Origin of the sequence: Roseovarius sp. TE539 (assembly GCF_003298505.1) — a bacterium.
GTDB lineage: Bacteria > Pseudomonadota > Alphaproteobacteria > Rhodobacterales > Rhodobacteraceae > Roseovarius.
Window position 1 is genome coordinate 144,022 of record NZ_QNGB01000005.1, and the last position, 17,476, is coordinate 161,497.

The following is a 17,476-nucleotide window of genomic DNA, read 5'->3' on the forward strand; positions in this document are numbered from 1 at the left end:
TTGTCTCCTTACGCTTCCGCTGCCGTCTCGGCAGGGGCCTCGGGCTTGGCGGGCTCGTCCTTCTTGAGGATGTCCGCCACCTTCTTGCCACGGCGCTGAGCAACCATGCGCGGGCTCGACTGGAACTGCAGTGCATCAAGCGTGGCGCGGATCATGTTGTAGGGATTCTGAGACCCGTTCGACTTGGCAACCACGTCCTGTACGCCCAGCATCTCGAAAACGGCACGCATCGGGCCACCGGCAATGATTCCGGTACCCTGCGGCGCGGAGCGCATGACCACCCGGCCGGCGCCGTGATGGCCCATGCCGTCGTGATGCAGCGTGCGGCCCTCACGCAGGGGCACGCGGATCATCTGGCGCTTGGCCTGTTCGGTGGCCTTGCGGATCGCCTCCGGGACCTCCTTGGCCTTGCCCTTGCCGAAACCGACACGACCCTTCTGATCGCCCACGACAACGAGTGCCGCAAAGCCGAACCGCTTGCCGCCCTTAACAGTTTTCGAAACGCGGTTGATCGCGACGAGGCGATCGGCGAATTCCGGCGCTTCGTCGCGGTCGCGACCTCCACGGCGGTTGTCATCTCTTGCCATTTGGCATCCTTTCCTTGCGGCACACGACGGCGCCTTCAGCGTGTCAACCCTGGTGTTCCCGCACGCCTGCGCGAACCCGGATCATCGAGGCGGCCAAAGCCAGGCCCGGCCGCCTGCACTCAGATTTTCAGGCCACCCTCGCGGGCAGCGTCGGCCACCGCCTCGATGCGCCCGTGAAAGAGGAAGCCCCCCCGGTCGAACTGCGCCTCGGTGATACCGGCCTTCTTGGCCCGCTCGGCAATCGTGGCACCGATCTTGGTGGCAGCCTCGACGGTATTCTTGCCGTAGAACCCCAGATCCTTTTCGAGCGTGGACGCCGAAGCCAGGGTCACACCGTTCACGTCGTCGATGATCTGGACGCTCATGTTCTTGCTGGACCGGTGAACACTCAGGCGCGGACGCCCTGCATTGACCTTGCGAAGTTTGCTCCGAACGCGCAGGCGGCGTTTGAGGAACAGTTGTCTCTTGCTGTTTGCCATCTCTCGCGTTCCTTACTTCTTCTTGCCTTCCTTCTGGAAGATATACTCGTCCTTGTAGCGGATGCCCTTGCCCTTGTAGGGTTCGGGGCGCCGCCAATCGCGGATGTTGGCCGCGACTTCTCCGACGAGCTGCTTGTTGGTTCCCTCGACCACAAGTTCGGTGGGCTTGGCAGCCGTCACCGTAATGCCATCCGGGATCGGGAAATCCACGTCATGGCTCAGGCCGAGATTGAGCTTGAGTATGTCACCCTGGACCTGTGCGCGATAACCCACGCCACGGATTTCCAGCTCTTTCTTGAAGGTCTCCTTGGCACCATGCACCATGTTGGCCACAACCGTACGGGTCATGCCCCATTGCTGGCGCGCACGCTTGGAGTTGCCGCGCGGCGTCACGGTGATCTGCCCGTCTTCCACCGCCAGGGTGACATCGTCTGTAAAGGTGAAGGACTTGGTGTCCTTCGGCCCCTTGATCGCGACGGTCTGGCCCGAAATCTCGGCGGTGACACCGTCCGGGAGCGCCACGGGTTGTTTTCCGATACGAGACATTCCAGACCTCCTCAGAATACCGTGCAGAGCACTTCACCACCAATATTGGCGGCGCGGGCTGCTGCATCGGACATCACACCCTTGGGTGTGGAGACAATCGACACCCCGAGGCCCTGACGGACCGAGGGGATGTCCTTGACGCCCGCATAGACGCGACGACCGGGTTTGGAAACCCGCTTCATCTCGCGGATGACGGGGGCGCCGTCGAAGTATTTGAGGCTCACCTCGAAGGCCGGATGGCCGTTCTTGCCGGTGATCTTTTCGTGACCGCGGATATAGCCTTCATCCGCGAGCACGTCGAGAACCCAGCCACGAAGCTTGGAGGCGGGCACCATCACGGTGGATTTCCCGCGCATCTGCGCGTTGCGGATCCGGGTGAGCATATCGCCGATAGGATCATTCATTCCAATTCTCCCTTACCAGCTCGACTTGACCAGGCCAGGAGCCTGACCGTTCGACCCCAGATCGCGCAGGGCGATCCGCGAAACCTTCAGCTTGCGATAATACGCATGCGGACGACCCGTCAGCTGGCAGCGGTTGTGAAGCCGCGTCGCCGAGCTGTTGCGAGGCAGTTTCGCCAACTTCAGGGAGGCGCGGAAACGCTCTTCCATCGGCTTGGATTCGTCGTTGATTATTCCCTTCAGGGCCGCGCGCTTGGCAGCATACTTCTCCACCAGGTGCTGACGCTTCTTCTCGCGTTCGACCATTGCTTTCTTAGCCATAATACTCTCTCCCGCCGGATCAGCTGTTGAAGGGCATGTTGAAATGCTTCAACAGCGCCCTGGCTTCAGCGTCGGTCTGCGCCGTGGTTGCGATGATGACGTCGAGTCCCCAGACCTCGTCGACCTTGTCGTACTCGATTTCGGGGAAAACGATATGCTCCTTGATGCCCATGGCGTAGTTTCCCCGACCATCGAAGCTGTTGCCCGGGACACCACGGAAGTCGCGGATGCGCGGCATGGCGATCGTGATCAGACGGTCAAGGAAGTCGTACATTCGATCACCGCGCAGAGTGACCTTGGCGCCCATCGGCATGCCTTCGCGGACGCGAAAACCGGCGATGGAATTCTTGGCCTTGGTGATCACGGCCTTCTGGCCAGCGATCGTGGAAAGATCCTCCTGGGCCGACTTGGCCTTCTTGGAATCACGAACCGCCTCGGCACCGCACCCGATGTTCAGGACGATCTTGTCCAGGCGCGGGATCTGCATGTCGTTGGTATAGCCGAACTCCTCACGCAGGGCCGGTTTGATCGTCTCGCGGAACTGCGCGCGCAGGCGCGGGACATATGCGGCAGTATCAAGCATCGATCACGTCCCCCGTTGTCTTGGCAATGCGGACCTTGTTGCCGTCCTCGATCCGGAAGCCGACTCGCGTAGGCTTGCCGTTCTTGTCGACGATGGCGAGATTGGAAAGGTCGATGGGCATGGGCTGCGGGATGCGGCCGCCCTGGCTCTGCTGGCTCTGCTTCGTGTGACGGATCGCCATGTTGACGCCATCGACCACGGCCTTGCCGGACTTGGGATCGACGGACTGGATCGCGCCTTCCTTGCCCTTGTCCTTGCCGGCCAGCACGACGACCTTGTCGCCCTTTTTCAGTTTTGCGGCCATCTTACAGCACCTCCGGGGCGAGCGAGATGATTTTCATGAATTTCTTGGCCCGCAATTCACGCACCACCGGCCCGAAAATACGGGTACCGATGGGATCACCGGAATTATTGAGGATGACAGCTGCATTGCGGTCAAAACGGATCGCGGTGCCGTCCTCGCGGCGGACTTCCTTGGCGGTGCGCACGACAACGGCCTTGCGGACGTCGCCTTTCTTGACGCGGCCGCGCGGAATGGCTTCCTTCACCGACACGACGATGATGTCGCCGACGGACGCATATTTGCGCTTGGAACCACCCAGGACCTTGATGCACTGAACCCGGCGCGCGCCGGAGTTGTCAGCAACATCCAGATTGGTCTGCATCTGGATCATTAGGTTTCTCCCGACCTTTGGGGTAACGACCCCAGGGTTTCGATCAAACCGGAATGTGTTTTCCGCTTTCTGGTCCGTTCATCCGGGCTGGGGCCCGGCGAACGCCCGGTCAGGCTTCCAACACCTCCCAGCGTTTCGATTTCGAGTAGGGGGCGCATTCGATGATACGGACGAAATCCCCCTTCTTGAAAGCGTTCTCGGAATCGTGCGCGCGGTATTTCTTGGTCTTGCGCACGGTCTTCTTAAGGACAGGGTGCGTGAAGCGGCGCTCGACCGAGACCGTGATGGACTGGTCGTTGGCGGCGCTCGTCACGGTGCCTTGCAGGATTCTCTTGGGCATCGCGTTCGCTCCCTTACTGGTCGCCGGCCGCCGCGGCGGCCTTTTCGTTGAGGATCGTCTTGACACGCGCCGCGTTACGGCGGGCGATCTTCATGCGGGCGGGGTTTTCCAGCTGCCCGGTGGCCGACTGAAAGCGCAGGTTGAACTGCTCTTTCTTCAGGCTCGCCAACTCCTCGCGGAGCTGATCCGGGGTCTTGTCACGTAGTTCCTGGGCGTTCATCGCCTCTTTCCCTTCTCGAAACACCAGCAGGCCCCTGACGGTTCATTCAGGGTCACCCGGCACCTGGTGGATGAATTGCAGATACGCGAATCCCCGGGCATTCCGGGGCTGCGCGAATTGGCGCTCTATAAGGGACATCGGCAGGGAGGGCAAGGAATAGTTTCGGCCATGTGCCATGCTGCGCAAGCCCCGGCCCTTTCAGCCCCATCCGTAGTTGAAACTCACGCTGATCCGGTCATCCTCGGCCATGTTCATGGGCACCTCGTGGCGCAGCCAGCTTTCCCAAAGCAGCACGTCACCAACCGCCGGAGCAACATATACGAAATTCCGCTGCTCGCGCCGCGCATCCCGGCGCCGTGCAGGGGCTGCCATCATCCGGGCCGAGCGCGGATCCTCCAGCTTCAACGCCGCCGCGCCCTCCGGCATGGCCACGTAGGTGGTTCCCGAAATCACCGAATGAGGATGAATATGAGATGAATGCGAGCCGCCCTCGGGCAATATGTTGATCCAGATATCCTCCAGCTTCAGGTCACGGCCATCGAGGTCGAATTCCAGATCCTCGGCGAACGCCGCAACATGGGCATCAAGCGATTTCACCAGGTCGGAGAAAACCGGAAAGCGCCAGGGCAGATCGGTGAGCGAAGCGTAGGAGGTGTAGCCGGGATAGCCGTTTTCCGCGCACCAGTCCTGCCCCGCCTCGTCGTCCTCGGCAATGGAATAACACGACGCCTCGAATTCCGATGCGTCAATGACGGGGCCGTGTTCCGAAAGCGCCGCGCGGTAGAGACGGGTGACGAAGAGTGAGTCGATCCGTGGCATGGGAAGGATCTAGCTCCGGACAGGGAAAGTGTGCAAGTGACGTCCGGGATCCTCAAGGCGAAGGGACGGCGAATCCGCTGCCCGGTCCGTGCGTGCCTCGTGGCGGGCGATACCTTCCATGGTGTCTTCCCTGCGATGCGCCTTGCAGTTGTCAATCGGACAACCCCCGCCGATCACTCGACGGGGGTTTGTCATCTCGTAGGATGGGTGCTTGCCCCCATCTTCCCGATCACCAGTCCTCGCGGACAACGATGCGGGTCTTGATCGGCAGTTTCATCGCCGCAAGGCGCAGGGCCTCCTTGGCGATGGCGTCACTGACGCCGTCGATCTCGAACATCACCCGGCCTGGCTTGACCTTGCAGGCCCAGAAATCGACGGACCCCTTGCCCTTGCCCATCCGCACCTCGGTGGGCTTGGAGGTCACGGGCGTATCGGGGAAGATCCGGATCCAGACCCGGCCCTGACGTTTCATGTGCCTGGTCATGGCACGGCGGGCCGCCTCGATCTGACGCGCAGTCACGCGCTCGGGCTGGGCCGCCTTGAGGCCGTAAGACCCGAAGTTGAGATCCGAGCCACCCTTGGCGACGCCCTTGATGCGCCCCTTGTGCTGCTTGCGGAACTTTGTACGCTTTGGTTGAAGCATCTGTTATCCCTCCTCAGCGGCGGCCGCCGGCGCCACGGGGCGCGGGACCATCCTGAAGCTCCTGGGCCTTGCGATCACGGGCCGACGGATCGTGCTCCATGATCTCACCCTTGAAGATCCAGACCTTGATACCGATGATCCCGTAAGGGGTTTCGGCCTCGGAATGGGCGTAGTCGATATCCGCACGCAAGGTGTGAAGCGGCACACGGCCTTCGCGATACCATTCGGTCCGGGCGATTTCGGCACCGCCAAGTCGCCCTGCCACGTTCACCCGGATGCCGAGCGCACCCATGCGCATGGCGTTCTGAACCGCACGCTTCATCGCACGACGGAAACTGACCCGCCGCTCGAGTTGCTGGGCAATGCTGTCACCGACGAGTGCCGCATCAAGTTCGGGCTTGCGCACCTCCACGATGTTGAGATGCAGTTCGCTGTCCGTCATCTTCGAGAGTTTCTTGCGCAGCGTCTCGATATCAGCGCCCTTCTTGCCGATGATGACACCCGGACGCGCCGTGTGTATCGTAACACGGCACTTCTTGTGCGGCCGTTCGATGATCACCCGGCTGACGCCGGCCTGCTTGCATTCGCGATTGATGAATTCGCGGATCGCGACATCCTCGAGAAGAAGATTGCCGTAATCCTTCGTGTCGGCGTACCAGCGGCTGTCCCAGGTGCGGTTGACCTGCAGGCGCATGCCGATCGGATTGACTTTGTTACCCATTAGGCTTGCTCCTCGATTTCACGCACCTTGATGGTCAGTTCCGAGAACGGCTTGCGCAGGGCGCCGAAGCGGCCTCGCGCACGAGGCCGTCCACGCTTCATCACAAGGTTCTTGCCGACATAGGCTTCCGCAACGACCAGTTCATCCACATCGAGATTGTGGTTGTTCTCGGCATTGGCGATCGCGGACTGCAGGCATTTGCGCACGTCCTCGGCAATCCGCTTCTTCGAGAAAGTGAGATCGTTGAGAGCCGTATCCACCTTCTTGCCGCGGATCATTGCCGCCACCAGATTGAGCTTTTGCGGGCTTGTGCGAAGCATGCGCAGCTTTGCCATCGCCTCGTTCTCGGCCACGCGGCGGGGGTTCTTTTCCTTGCCCATCAGATTTACCTCCGCTTCGCTTTTTTGTCGGCCATGTGGCCATAATAGGTCCGGGTCGGCGAGTATTCACCGAACTTCTGGCCGATCATATCCTCGGAGACGAGAACCGGGATGTGTTTGTGCCCGTTATAGACACCAAACGTCAGCCCCACGAACTGGGGCAGGATCGTCGACCGGCGCGACCAGATCTTGATAACTTCGTTACGCCCCGACTCGCGCGATGCTTCGGCCTTCTTGAGGACGTAAGAATCGACGAAGGGGCCCTTCCAAACAGAACGTGCCATGTATCAGCGGCCCTTCTTCTTGGCGTGACGCGAGCGCAGGATCATCTTCTGCGACGCCTTGTTCTTGTTGCGGGTGCGCATACCCTTTGTCGGCTGGCCCCAGGGACTGACCGGGTGACGCCCGCCCGAGGTACGGCCCTCGCCGCCGCCATGGGGGTGATCGATCGGGTTCATCACGACACCGCGTACAGAAGGCCGAACACCCTTGTGGCGCGACCGTCCGGCCTTGCCGAAATTCTGGTTCGAGTTGTCCGGATTGGACACCGCGCCGACGGTCGCCTTGCATTCCTGGCGCACCATGCGCAACTCGCCCGAACTGAGCCGGATCTGGGCGTAACCTCCGTCACGGCCAACGAACTGCGCATAGGTGCCCGCGGCGCGCGCGATCTGGCCGCCCTTGCCGGGCTTGAGTTCGATGTTGTGGACGATCGTCCCGATCGGCATGCCCGAGAACGGCATGCAGTTGCCCGGCTTGATGTCCACCTTGTGCCCGGCGACGATCCTGTCGCCCTCAGCAAGGCGCTGCGGAGCAAGGATATACGCCTGCTCGCCATCTTCATAGCGCACAAGCGCGATGAAAGCGGTCCGGTTGGGATCGTATTCGATACGCTCGACGATTGCCGATACGTCGAACTTGTTGCGTTTGAAATCGACAACGCGATAGAGGCGTTTCGCCCCGCCCCCGCGACGCCGCGAGGTGATCCGCCCGGTGTTGTTGCGGCCGCCCGATTTCGTCAGACCCTCGGTGAGGGATTTGACGGGACGTCCTTTCCACAGCTCCGAACGGTCGATCAGCACCAGCCCGCGCTGGCCCGGCGTCGTCGGCTTGTACGACTTGAGTGCCATGCTTTCTGTCTTCCGTTTAGCAAGCGGCGGGTCGCCCCGCCAATGTTGGTGGCCGGGGGCAATCCCGGCTTGGGTACAGGGCCCCGAAGGTCCCCGGTGAAAACGCCGGCATCATGCCTGGCGGACGGGTGGTGATCCCACCCGGAAAATCCGGCCCCGGACGAATCCGGAACCGCGGATGCAGCCTCCTATCAAAGACCCGTGGTCACGTCGATAGTGTTTCCCTCCTCGAGGGTCACATAGGCCTTCTTGACGTCGTTGCGTTTGCCGGAAACACCCCGGAAGCGCTTGGTCTTGCCCTTGGTGATCGTGGTATTGACCGCTTTCACCTTCACACCGAAGAGAGCCTCGACGGCCTCCTTGATCTGGGGTTTGGCCGCGTCCATCGCCACCTCGAAGACAACCGCGCCATGCTCGGACGCCATGGTCGCCTTTTCGGTGATCACCGGTTTACGGATAACGTCGTAATGTTGAGGTTTCGCGCTCATTTCAACCGAGCCTCCAGTGCTTCGACACCCGCCTTCGTGATCACCAGCGTGTCACGCTTGAGGATGTCATAGACGTTCGCGCCGATACTGGGCAGCACATCGAGACCCTCGATGTTGCGCGCGGCCCGGGCAAACCCTTCGTTGACCTCGGCACCGTCGATCACCAGCGCCCGCTTCCAGCCAAGATCCTTTACCTGCCTGGCCAATTCACGGGTCTTGCCCTGCGATTCGGCCTCGTCCAGAACCACCAGCTCACCGGCCTTTGCCTTTGCGCTGAGCGCATGCTTGAGGCCCAGCTTGCGGAACTTCTTGGGCAGTTCGTGTCCGTGGCTGCGCGGCACCGGCCCCTTGTAGATCCCGCCCTTGCGGAAGATCGGCGCGTTGCGGTCACCGTGACGTGCGCCGCCGGTGCCCTTCTGGCGGTAGATCTTCTTGCTGGAATAGCTGGTTTCCGAGCGCGTCTTGACCTTGTGCGTGCCCGCCTGGGCGCGGTTGCGCTGCCAGCGGACGACACGGTGCAGGATATCGGCGCGCGGTTCCAGTCCGAAAATATCTTCGCCCAGCTCGACCGAGCCCGCCTTGCCGCCGTCCAGTTTGATGACGTCGAGTTTCATTCGTCGCTATCCTTCTTCTCGGCCTCGATATCGGCCTCGGCCTCGGCTGCGGCTGCCGCTTCCTCGGCGGCCTGCTCCTCGGCAAGACGCTTGGCTTCGGCTTCTTCCTCGGCGGCGGCAGCGGCGGCGGCTTCCTCAGCCGCCTTCGCGGCGGCTTCCGCCTCCGATTTCAGGGCCGCCGGCAGGATCGCGTTTTCGGGGAAAGGCTTCTTCACCGCATCCTTGATCGTGACCCAGCCACCCTTGGAACCGGGAACCGCGCCCTTGACCATGATGAGCCCGCGATCCGCGTCCGTGCGGACGACCTGCAGGTTCTGCGTGGTCACGCGCGCCGCGCCCATGTGGCCGGCCATCTTCTTGCCCTTGAACACCTTCCCGGGGTCCTGGCACTGACCCGTGGAGCCGTGCGAGCGGTGGCTGATCGACACACCGTGGGTCATTTCCAGCCCCCGGAAATTGTGCCGCTTCATCGCCCCGGCGAAACCCTTGCCGATCGAGGTGCCGCAAACATCCACGAACTGTCCTTCGAAGTAGTGGTTCGCGGTGATTTCCTCACCCACGTCGATCAGGTTTTCCGGCGCGACGCGGAACTCCGCAACCTTGCGCTTGGGTTCCACCTTGGCGGTGGCGAAATGTCCGCGCATCGCTTTCGAAACGCGCTTCGTCCTCGCCGTCCCGGCACCCAGCTGAACCGCCGAATAGCCGTGCTCCTCGGGCGTGCGCCGGGCTACCACCTGCAGCTTGTCCAGCTGCAGCACGGTAACCGGCACCTGCCGCCCGTCTTCCATGAAGAGCCGGGTCATGCCGACCTTCTTCGCGATCACTCCAGAGCGCAACATGTCTCGGTGCCCTCCCTTAAACAGAGATCTGGACGTCGACACCCGCAGCGAGGTCGAGCTTCATCAGCGCGTCAACGGTCTGCGGAGTGGGGTCGACGATGTCGAGAAGCCGCTTGTGGGTGCGTATCTCGAACTGGTCGCGGGATTTCTTGTTCACGTGGGGGCCACGCAGAACGGTGAATTTCTCGATCTTGTTCGGCAACGGTATCGGCCCGCGCACGTCGGCGCCGGTCCGTTTGGCCGTGTTCACGATTTCCTGGGTGCTGGCGTCCAGCACGCGGAAATCGAAGGCCTTCAGCCGGATGCGAATATTCTGGCTTTGCATTTTCTTAGCCTTTCGCGGCGTTTGAGTTGATAGGAGGCCGGCCGGATCATTCCGCCGTCCTCGTCGAACCTTTTCCCCGGGCTCTTCCGGGGGAAGACGTCCCGGGGATGACCCGGGACCTCATGATTTCCGCACGGACCCCGGGACAGCCCGCGGTTTGCGGTCACTCGATGATCTTGGAGACGACGCCGGCGCCGACGGTGCGGCCGCCCTCGCGGATGGCGAAGCGCAGCCCGTCCTCCATCGCGATCGGCGCGATCAGCTCGACCGCGAACTTCAGGTTGTCGCCCGGCATCACCATCTCCGTACCCTCCGGCAGCGTCACCGTGCCGGTCACGTCCGTGGTCCGGAAATAGAACTGCGGGCGGTAGTTGGCGAAGAACGGCGTGTGGCGCCCGCCCTCCTCCTTGGTCAGGATATAGGCCTCCGCCTCGAACTTCGTGTGCGGCGTCACCGACTTGGGCTTGCACAGGACCTGGCCGCGCTCAACGCTCTCGCGGTCGATGCCGCGCAGAAGCGCGCCGATGTTGTCCCCCGCCTCGCCGCGGTCCAGAAGCTTGCGGAACATCTCCACGCCCGTGCAGGTCGTCTTGCGCGTGTCCTTCAGACCCACGATCTCGATCTCGTCGCCAACGTTGATCACGCCACGCTCGACCCGGCCGGTCACCACCGTGCCGCGGCCCGAAATCGAGAACACGTCCTCGATCGGCATCAGGAACGGCTGATCCACCGCACGCTCCGGTGTCGGGATGTAATCGTCAACGGCCGTCATCAGCTCCTTGATCTTCTCCTCCCCGATCTCCGGGTCACGCCCCTCCATCGCCGCAAGCGCCGAGCCCGCCACGATCGGAATGTCGTCGCCCGGGAACTCGTACTCGCTCAGAAGCTCGCGAACCTCCATCTCCACGAGCTCAAGAAGCTCCTCGTCGTCAACCTGGTCAACCTTGTTGAGAAAGACCACGATCGCCGGAACGCCAACCTGGCGGGCCAGAAGAAGGTGCTCGCGCGTCTGCGGCATCGGACCGTCGGCCGCGTTCACGACCAGGATCGCGCCGTCCATCTGCGCCGCGCCCGTGATCATGTTCTTGACGTAGTCGGCGTGACCGGGGCAGTCCACGTGCGCGTAGTGGCGCGCATCCGTCTCGTATTCAACATGCGCCGTCGAGATCGTGATCCCGCGCGCCTTCTCCTCGGGCGCGCCGTCAATCTTGTCGTAAGCCTGAAAATCACCGAAATACTTCGTGATCGCCGCCGTCAGCGTCGTCTTGCCGTGGTCAACGTGACCAACAGTACCGATGTTAACGTGCGGCTTAGAACGGTCAAACTTTTCCTTTGCCATGATGGCCTCCTTGTTTTCGTTGCGGTGCGTGCAAGCACGCACCCTACGGGTGAGTAGGGTGCGGGGCCGTCCCCGCACCGCTGCCTATGCGAATTTCGCCTGGATCTCTTCACTGATGTTGGTCGGCACCGGTTCGTAATGCGAGAACTGCATCGTGAACTGGGCCCGGCCCGAGGACATCGAGCGCAGCGTGTTGATGTAACCGAACATGTTCGCAAGCGGCACGTTGGCCTCGATGGCGATGGCGTTGCCGCGCGGCTCCTGTCCGGAAACCTGGCCACGGCGGCTGGTGAGATCACCGATGACCGATCCGGTATATTCCTCGGGCGTGATAACCTCGACCTTCATGATGGGTTCCAGAAGCTTGGCGCCGGCCTTGCGCAGCCCCTCACGCATGCCCATGCGCGCGGCGATTTCAAAGGCCATGACCGAACTGTCCACATCGTGGAACTTGCCGTCCACCAGCGCGACCTTGAAGTCGATCACCGGGAACCCGGCAAGCGGTCCGCTGTCCATCACGCTCTCGATACCCTTCTCGACACCGGGGATGTATTCCTTGGGAACAGCGCCGCCGACAATGCGGGACTCGAAGGAATAGCCTTCGCCCGGCTCCGTGGGCGAGATGATCAGCTTGACCTCGGCGAATTGGCCCGAGCCACCGGACTGCTTCTTGTGAGTGTAGGTGTGCTCGATCTCGTGGCCGATCGTCTCGCGGTAAGCAACCTGCGGGGCACCGATGTTGGCGTCGACCTTGAACTCGCGCTTCAGGCGATCGACGAGGATATCGAGATGCAACTCCCCCATGCCCTTCATGATGGTCTGCCCGGATTCAAGATCCGTCTCCACCCGAAAGGACGGATCCTCGGCGGCGAGGCGCTGAAGACCCTGGCTCATCTTCTCCTGGTCGCCCTTGGTCTTGGGCTCCACCGCGATCTCGATCACCGGGTCGGGGAAGGTCATGGTTTCCAGAACCACCGGCGCCTTGGGATCACAGATGGTATCACCGGTGGTGGTGTCCTTGAGGCTGGCCAGCGCGATGATGTCGCCGGCGAACGCTTCCTCGATCTCGGTCCGGTCATTCGAATGCATCATCATCATGCGGCCGATACGCTCTTTCTTGCCCTTGGTCGCGTTGAGGATCGTATCACCCTTCCTGAGAATCCCGGAATAGATGCGGGTGAAGGTGAGTGATCCGACAAACGGATCGTTCATGATCTTGAACGCCAGGCCGGAAAACGGCATCGTGTCATCAGCACGCCGCGGGATGTCGCGCGTTTCGGTTTCGTCATCCGGCGCGAACCCCATGTAATCGACCACGTCCATCGGGCTGGGCAGGTAATCGATCACGGCGTTCAGCAACGGCTGCACACCCTTGTTCTTGAAGGCCGATCCGCCCAGCACCGGCACGAAGCTCAGGCTGAGAGTCCCCTTGCGTATCAGCTTGCGCAGGGTCGGCACGTCAGGTTCGTTGCCCTCGAGGTATTCCATCATCGCGTCGTCGTCCATCTCGACGGCGTTCTCGATGAGCTTGCCGCGCCATTCCTCGGCCTGCTCCTTGAGGTCGGCACGGATATCTTCCTGGAACCAGGTCGCGCCGAGATCCTCGCCGCGCCAGACCCATTCCTTCATGGTCACGAGGTCGATCACGCCCTCAAGCTCGTTCTCGGCGCCGATCGGCAAGGCGACGGGCACGGCCCGCGCGCCTGTACGATCCTCGATCATCTTCACGCAATTGAAGAAATCGGCGCCGATCTTGTCCATCTTGTTGACAAAAACGATGCGCGGCACCTTGTAACGGTCCGCCTGGCGCCAGACCGTCTCGGTCTGGGGCTCAACACCGGCATTGGCATCCAGGACACATACGGCGCCGTCGAGAACGGCCAGCGACCTTTCCACCTCGATGGTGAAGTCCACGTGGCCGGGGGTGTCGATGATGTTCAGGCGGTGCTTTTCCGAGTCAGGCTCCTTGCCATTCTCGGTGCGCTCCCAAAAGGTTGTGGTCGCGGCGCTGGTGATGGTAATGCCGCGTTCCTGCTCCTGCTCCATCCAGTCCATCGTCGCCGCACCATCGTGCACTTCACCGATGTTGTGGGACTTGCCCGTGTAGAACAGGATCCGTTCCGAGCAGGTGGTCTTGCCTGCGTCGATATGGGCCATGATGCCGAAGTTGCGGTAGCGTTCGAGCGGATAATCGCGTGCCATGAGTCGTGTGCCTCTGAAGGGTTACCAGCGGTAATGGCTGAAGGCCTTGTTCGCCTCCGCCATCTTGTGAGTGTCTTCGCGCTTCTTGACGGCGGAACCACGGCTGTTGACAGCATCAAGCAGTTCACCGGCCAGACGTTCTTCCATCGTGTTTTCGTTGCGACCGCGCGATGCGACGATCAGCCAGCGGATCGCGAGCGCCTCGCGACGCTCGGGGCGCACCTCGACGGGCACCTGGTAGGTGGCGCCGCCAACGCGCCGCGAACGCACCTCGACGGACGGCTTGATGTTGTCAAGCGCCTCATGAAAGATCTCCACCGGCGCGCGCTTCACCTTGTTCTCGACACGATCGAGCGCGTTGTAGACGATCTTTTCGGCGACGGACTTCTTGCCGTCCACCATCAGGTTGTTCATGAACTTCGACAACACCCTGTCGCCGAATTTGGCGTCGGGCAGAATCTCGCGCTTTTCAGCGGCATGACGACGGGACATGTGTTTCTCTTTCCTCTTGTCATCCTCGGGCCTGACCCGAGAATCTCAAACCAGTGAGATCCCCACCCTAGCGGGGATGACGCCGAATGGCGTCACTTGGGGCGTTTCGCGCCATACTTGGAGCGGCGCTGCTTGCGGTCCTTCACGCCCTGCGTGTCGAGCACGCCGCGCAGGATATGATAGCGCACGCCCGGAAGGTCCTTGACACGTCCGCCGCGGATCAGGACCACCGAATGTTCCTGAAGGTTGTGGCTTTCGCCGGGGATGTAGCTGATCACCTCGTAACCGTTGGTCAGACGCACCTTGGCGACTTTCCGCATGGCCGAGTTCGGCTTCTTCGGCGTCGTGGTGTAGACGCGCGTGCAAACGCCACGCTTTTGCGGGCATCCCTGCAGGTGCATGGATTTCTGTGACCTGACTTTCGGCTGCCGCGGCTTGCGGATCAGCTGCTGGATCGTTGGCATTCCGGTTTTTCCCCGTCTCTCAACACATGTGTCTGCACGCGGCCGCGTGCGGTTCATCTAAGCGTGCGCCTTACGCGTCCGCAAAACGCAAACACCGCCGCCGCATCCTGATCGTCAGGCACGACGCGGTGGGTTTCCAGAGGATCGGGGCGTGAGCGCCCGGATCTTGACCACTACAGTTCTGATATCGGCGGCGGGGAATGCCCCGGGCCGGGATGACGCGCGTATAGGCGGAGTCGACGGGGTTGTCAACAGGCCCCGCGGCTTGCCTTGCATCGCCGGCAATGCAATGATCACGGACTGTTACAGGTAATCGGGCAAGGCGACAAATGAACAGTCGCAACATGCAGGTCATCGGGCTCTGTCGGTTCTCTTATCCCGCGATCGGGGGCTTCCAGGTCGAGCACGCTTCGGTCCCCGAGCGCGAGGCGTATCTCTACGCGCCGGAACGTATGGAGGAACGATTCCGAACCTTCGAATCCTTTACGCTTCCACCGCTGCGCGCCCAGACAGACCCGGATTTCACCTTTCTGGTGATCATCGGAAAAAGCCTCCCGGACCCCTATCGCCAACGGCTTGCGGCATTGCTTGCCAACCTGCCGCAAGCAGTGATCCAGGAACATGAGCCCGGACGCCACCGCGATGTCATGAAGGCGGCGATCAATGCCGTTCGTGAAACCAGTGATCTGCCCAGTCTGCAATTCAGGATGGACGATGACGATGCCGTTTCGGTAAATTTCGTCGAGCGCCTGCGCGAGGCTGCAAATGACATCCGGCCATTGATCCGACGCAACCGCTATGTGGGAATTGATTTCAATCAGGGTTTTGTCGCGCGGCCCGGCGCGGACGGCGTCGGCGTGCGGGCGGTCGTGGAAACATTGTGGACCCCGGCGCTGGCGGTGGCAGTAAAGCCCCGGGCCTCTCGCGGGGTGATGAATTTCAGCCACGCCAAGTTGTGCCGGTCCATGCCGGTCCTGAGCCTGACAGGCGAATTCATGTTTGTCCGCGGGCATAACGAATTCAATGACTCCCGCCAAACCCGGGACCTCAAACCGCCAAGGGTTTCCTTGCTCGACAAGGGCGGCGAAGCCTATTTCAAGGAAAACTTTAATATCGACGCCGCGCATGTCAGGGCGCTTTACGCCACGTGACAGGCCGCATCTGGATAAGGCCGGGGAGGTTCTGATGCGCGTGATCGGAATATGCCGCTTCTCCTACCCTGCCCTCGGCGGGTTCCGGCGCATGCATGACAGCATCGAGGACCGCGAAGCCTATCTCTACCAGTCCTCCCGCATGGATCTGCGGTTCCGGCATTTCGAAACCCTCACCCTGCCTTCGATCGCCGCGCAGTCGGACCCGGATTTCACCTTCCTGATTCTTGTCGGAGAAAGCCTGCCGGAAATCTGGCGTAGCCGGCTTGAGACACTGATCGCGCCGGTGCCACAGATCCGGCTGGTCGCGAGCCCCCCCATGAAGCACCGGCTGGCAATGCAATTGGCCATCCAGGAAGAGCTTGGGTCCAACACGACGGACTCATTGCAATTCCGGCTGGACGATGACGACGCGGTGAACTTGAACTTCGTGCGCAGGAGCCGCAAGCTGATGGGCCGGAGCGAACGCATTCACCGTCATGCGAGAAACATGGCAGTGGAATTCAACAGCGGGCATTCGGTGATCCTGTCAGCACAGGGCATTCGCGCGGCTCCGGTAACTGCGGGATTCTGGGCCTGCGGGCTGGCGGTCCTGTTCCGGGCAGGCGATCCCAAGACGGTGATGAACTTTGCTCATCACAAGCTCCATCACGAGATGCCGACCCTCATTCATCCGGATCCGGACATGTTTCTGCGCGCCAAGCATGACGACAACGATTCCGGGGACAAGTTCGACCCCGGCGAGCTGGAGCCCCTGACCGACGACAAGCGTGCGCTCTTCCGGAGCGCCTTCAACGTGGACGAGAGCCGGGTAAAGGAGGTTTTTGGCGCCCCAGCCGTCCCTCCCGGTAAAGGGTGAAAATGCCGCTGGCCACCACGATTGCCGCCCCGAACAGCGTGATCGGCGCCGGCCATTCCCCGAACGCGATCCAACCCAGCAACAGCGCCCAGAGCAGCCCTGTATAGCGGAATGGTGCGACGAAGCTGATTTCACCAACACGCATCACCATGATCGAGAACAGGTACCCCCCGATGATCATGACGCCCGCGCCGATGGTGAAGCCGGCCGCACGGACATCCATCGGCGCCCAGTCGACGGAAAGACTGGCCAACCCGAAGAACACCATGACCGCCACCGAGGTGATGAAAGTGACCAGCATTGATGGCGTGGCGGTCGATAAACGGCGGGTTGCAAGATCGCGGAGAGTGACGAAACCCACCGCTGTCAAGGCATAGAGCGAATAGATCGTGAACCCTTCGGCACCGGGGCGGACGATCAGCATGACACCAACGAAACCGGCAAGGATCGCCGCCATCCGCCGCCAACCGACCGGATCCTTCAGAAACACGGCCGCGGCCAGGGTCAGGGTCAGCGGCAACGCCTGAAGGATCGCGGTGACATTGGCTATGGGCATGCTGAAAAGCGCGGTCAGGAAGAAATACGCCGCCCCGATCTCGCCGAGGGTCCGCAGCGCGATCACATGAAGATCCTTGCGCGGCAACCCGCGCACGAAGGCCCCCATGCGCCATGCCATGATCCCGACCGCGACAGAGGTCAGCACCCCACGCAGGAACAGAAGCTGGAACAACGGCACCTCACCTGCCAGCGCCTTCATGAACGTGTCGTTCAGCGTGAAGGCGGCCATCGAGGCCATCATCAGCAAAGCGCCGGTCAGATTCTCGGAACGTGGCATCCTTCACCTCTTGTCGGTTCGCGC

General features: G+C 61.7%; 27 protein-coding genes. 2 read left to right on the forward strand and 25 right to left on the reverse strand.

Features of this window, described 5'->3' with window-relative positions:
• Nucleotides 1-8 precede the first annotated feature (8 nt).
• From rpsE to rpsL, 24 genes are all read right to left on the reverse strand, one after another.
• The gene (rpsE, locus tag DQW77_RS05265; protein WP_113257134.1) at nucleotides 9-587 is read right to left on the reverse strand and encodes a 30S ribosomal protein S5; all 579 of its coding nucleotides are present in this window, start codon (nucleotides 585-587) and stop codon (nucleotides 9-11) included.
• A gap of 119 nt (nucleotides 588-706) precedes the next feature.
• Nucleotides 707-1,066: a 50S ribosomal protein L18 gene (gene rplR / locus DQW77_RS05270; RefSeq protein WP_113257135.1), complete on the reverse strand. Its 360-nt coding sequence runs from the start codon at nucleotides 1,064-1,066 to the stop codon at nucleotides 707-709.
• Nucleotides 1,067-1,078: 12 nt separating this feature from the next.
• Nucleotides 1,079-1,612 (reverse strand): 50S ribosomal protein L6, encoded by a 534-nt coding sequence (gene rplF / locus DQW77_RS05275; RefSeq protein ID WP_113257136.1) that lies wholly within the window; start codon nucleotides 1,610-1,612, stop codon nucleotides 1,079-1,081.
• 11 nt (nucleotides 1,613-1,623) lie between these two features.
• Complete coding sequence (gene rpsH, locus DQW77_RS05280; protein ID WP_113257137.1) at nucleotides 1,624-2,016, reverse strand: 30S ribosomal protein S8; 393 nt, start codon at nucleotides 2,014-2,016, stop codon at nucleotides 1,624-1,626.
• Nucleotides 2,017-2,028: 12 nt separating this feature from the next.
• Complete coding sequence (gene rpsN, locus DQW77_RS05285) at nucleotides 2,029-2,334, reverse strand: 30S ribosomal protein S14 (RefSeq protein WP_113257138.1); 306 nt, start codon at nucleotides 2,332-2,334, stop codon at nucleotides 2,029-2,031.
• Nucleotides 2,335-2,353: 19 nt separating this feature from the next.
• The gene (gene rplE, locus DQW77_RS05290) at nucleotides 2,354-2,917 is read right to left on the reverse strand and encodes a 50S ribosomal protein L5 (RefSeq protein ID WP_113257139.1); all 564 of its coding nucleotides are present in this window, start codon (nucleotides 2,915-2,917) and stop codon (nucleotides 2,354-2,356) included.
• Nucleotides 2,910-3,221, reverse strand: a complete 312-nt coding sequence (gene rplX / locus DQW77_RS05295; RefSeq protein ID WP_113257140.1) for a 50S ribosomal protein L24 — start codon at nucleotides 3,219-3,221, stop codon at nucleotides 2,910-2,912. Before rplX ends, rplE begins: the two co-directional genes overlap by 8 nt.
• Nucleotide 3,222: 1 nt before the next feature.
• Nucleotides 3,223-3,591: a 50S ribosomal protein L14 gene (rplN, locus tag DQW77_RS05300; protein ID WP_113257141.1), complete on the reverse strand. Its 369-nt coding sequence runs from the start codon at nucleotides 3,589-3,591 to the stop codon at nucleotides 3,223-3,225.
• Between the two features lie 109 nt (nucleotides 3,592-3,700).
• Nucleotides 3,701-3,931 carry a 30S ribosomal protein S17 gene (gene rpsQ / locus DQW77_RS05305; RefSeq protein ID WP_113257142.1) on the reverse strand — a complete coding sequence of 77 codons (231 nt, stop codon included), beginning with the start codon at nucleotides 3,929-3,931 and terminating at the stop codon, nucleotides 3,701-3,703.
• A gap of 13 nt (nucleotides 3,932-3,944) precedes the next feature.
• The gene (rpmC, locus tag DQW77_RS05310; protein ID WP_113257143.1) at nucleotides 3,945-4,151 is read right to left on the reverse strand and encodes a 50S ribosomal protein L29; all 207 of its coding nucleotides are present in this window, start codon (nucleotides 4,149-4,151) and stop codon (nucleotides 3,945-3,947) included.
• A gap of 198 nt (nucleotides 4,152-4,349) precedes the next feature.
• On the reverse strand, nucleotides 4,350-4,970 hold the full coding sequence (locus DQW77_RS05315) for a TIGR02466 family protein (RefSeq protein ID WP_113257144.1): 621 nt from the start codon (nucleotides 4,968-4,970) through the stop codon (nucleotides 4,350-4,352).
• 229 nt (nucleotides 4,971-5,199) lie between these two features.
• Nucleotides 5,200-5,613 (reverse strand): 50S ribosomal protein L16, encoded by a 414-nt coding sequence (gene rplP / locus DQW77_RS05320; protein WP_113257145.1) that lies wholly within the window; start codon nucleotides 5,611-5,613, stop codon nucleotides 5,200-5,202.
• A 13-nt stretch (nucleotides 5,614-5,626) separates the two neighbouring features.
• Entirely contained in the window at nucleotides 5,627-6,334 is a 708-nt protein-coding gene (gene rpsC / locus DQW77_RS05325) for a 30S ribosomal protein S3 (protein WP_113257146.1), read from the reverse strand.
• Nucleotides 6,334-6,714: a 50S ribosomal protein L22 gene (gene rplV / locus DQW77_RS05330; protein WP_113257147.1), complete on the reverse strand. Its 381-nt coding sequence runs from the start codon at nucleotides 6,712-6,714 to the stop codon at nucleotides 6,334-6,336. The genes rpsC and rplV overlap by 1 nt, the downstream gene beginning before the upstream one ends.
• A 5-nt stretch (nucleotides 6,715-6,719) precedes the next feature.
• Nucleotides 6,720-6,998, reverse strand: a complete 279-nt coding sequence (gene rpsS / locus DQW77_RS05335) for a 30S ribosomal protein S19 (protein ID WP_113257148.1) — start codon at nucleotides 6,996-6,998, stop codon at nucleotides 6,720-6,722.
• Between the two features lie 3 nt (nucleotides 6,999-7,001).
• Complete coding sequence (gene rplB, locus DQW77_RS05340; RefSeq protein ID WP_113257149.1) at nucleotides 7,002-7,844, reverse strand: 50S ribosomal protein L2; 843 nt, start codon at nucleotides 7,842-7,844, stop codon at nucleotides 7,002-7,004.
• Between the two features lie 191 nt (nucleotides 7,845-8,035).
• The gene (locus tag DQW77_RS05345) at nucleotides 8,036-8,332 is read right to left on the reverse strand and encodes a 50S ribosomal protein L23 (protein WP_113257150.1); all 297 of its coding nucleotides are present in this window, start codon (nucleotides 8,330-8,332) and stop codon (nucleotides 8,036-8,038) included.
• A complete protein-coding gene (gene rplD, locus DQW77_RS05350; RefSeq protein ID WP_113257151.1) occupies nucleotides 8,329-8,946 on the reverse strand; it encodes a 50S ribosomal protein L4 in 618 nt (205 codons plus the stop codon). Before rplD ends, DQW77_RS05345 begins: the two co-directional genes overlap by 4 nt.
• Entirely contained in the window at nucleotides 8,943-9,785 is an 843-nt protein-coding gene (rplC, locus tag DQW77_RS05355; RefSeq protein WP_113257152.1) for a 50S ribosomal protein L3, read from the reverse strand. Before rplC ends, rplD begins: the two co-directional genes overlap by 4 nt.
• Nucleotides 9,786-9,801: 16 nt before the next feature.
• The gene (rpsJ, locus tag DQW77_RS05360; protein WP_113257153.1) at nucleotides 9,802-10,110 is read right to left on the reverse strand and encodes a 30S ribosomal protein S10; all 309 of its coding nucleotides are present in this window, start codon (nucleotides 10,108-10,110) and stop codon (nucleotides 9,802-9,804) included.
• 163 nt (nucleotides 10,111-10,273) lie between these two features.
• The gene (gene tuf / locus DQW77_RS05365) at nucleotides 10,274-11,449 is read right to left on the reverse strand and encodes an elongation factor Tu (protein WP_113257154.1); all 1,176 of its coding nucleotides are present in this window, start codon (nucleotides 11,447-11,449) and stop codon (nucleotides 10,274-10,276) included.
• Between the two features lie 84 nt (nucleotides 11,450-11,533).
• A complete protein-coding gene (gene fusA / locus DQW77_RS05370; protein WP_113257155.1) occupies nucleotides 11,534-13,651 on the reverse strand; it encodes an elongation factor G in 2,118 nt (705 codons plus the stop codon).
• Between the two features lie 21 nt (nucleotides 13,652-13,672).
• On the reverse strand, nucleotides 13,673-14,143 hold the full coding sequence (gene rpsG, locus DQW77_RS05375) for a 30S ribosomal protein S7 (protein ID WP_113257156.1): 471 nt from the start codon (nucleotides 14,141-14,143) through the stop codon (nucleotides 13,673-13,675).
• Nucleotides 14,144-14,235: 92 nt separating this feature from the next.
• Nucleotides 14,236-14,607 (reverse strand): 30S ribosomal protein S12, encoded by a 372-nt coding sequence (gene rpsL, locus DQW77_RS05380; RefSeq protein WP_113257157.1) that lies wholly within the window; start codon nucleotides 14,605-14,607, stop codon nucleotides 14,236-14,238.
• Between the two features lie 329 nt (nucleotides 14,608-14,936).
• On the opposite strand from rpsL, the gene DQW77_RS05385 reads away from it, so the two are divergent.
• Nucleotides 14,937-15,758 carry a putative rhamnosyl transferase gene (locus DQW77_RS05385; protein WP_113257158.1) on the forward strand — a complete coding sequence of 274 codons (822 nt, stop codon included), beginning with the start codon at nucleotides 14,937-14,939 and terminating at the stop codon, nucleotides 15,756-15,758.
• 34 nt (nucleotides 15,759-15,792) lie between these two features.
• On the forward strand, nucleotides 15,793-16,617 hold the full coding sequence (locus tag DQW77_RS05390; RefSeq protein WP_113257218.1) for a glycosyltransferase: 825 nt from the start codon (nucleotides 15,793-15,795) through the stop codon (nucleotides 16,615-16,617).
• Here DQW77_RS05390 and DQW77_RS05395 read toward each other — a convergent pair.
• Nucleotides 16,550-17,452: a DMT family transporter gene (locus tag DQW77_RS05395; protein ID WP_113257159.1), complete on the reverse strand. Its 903-nt coding sequence runs from the start codon at nucleotides 17,450-17,452 to the stop codon at nucleotides 16,550-16,552. The two genes, DQW77_RS05390 and DQW77_RS05395, sit on opposite strands and share 68 nt — an antisense overlap.
• Nucleotides 17,453-17,476: the final 24 nt, after the last annotated feature.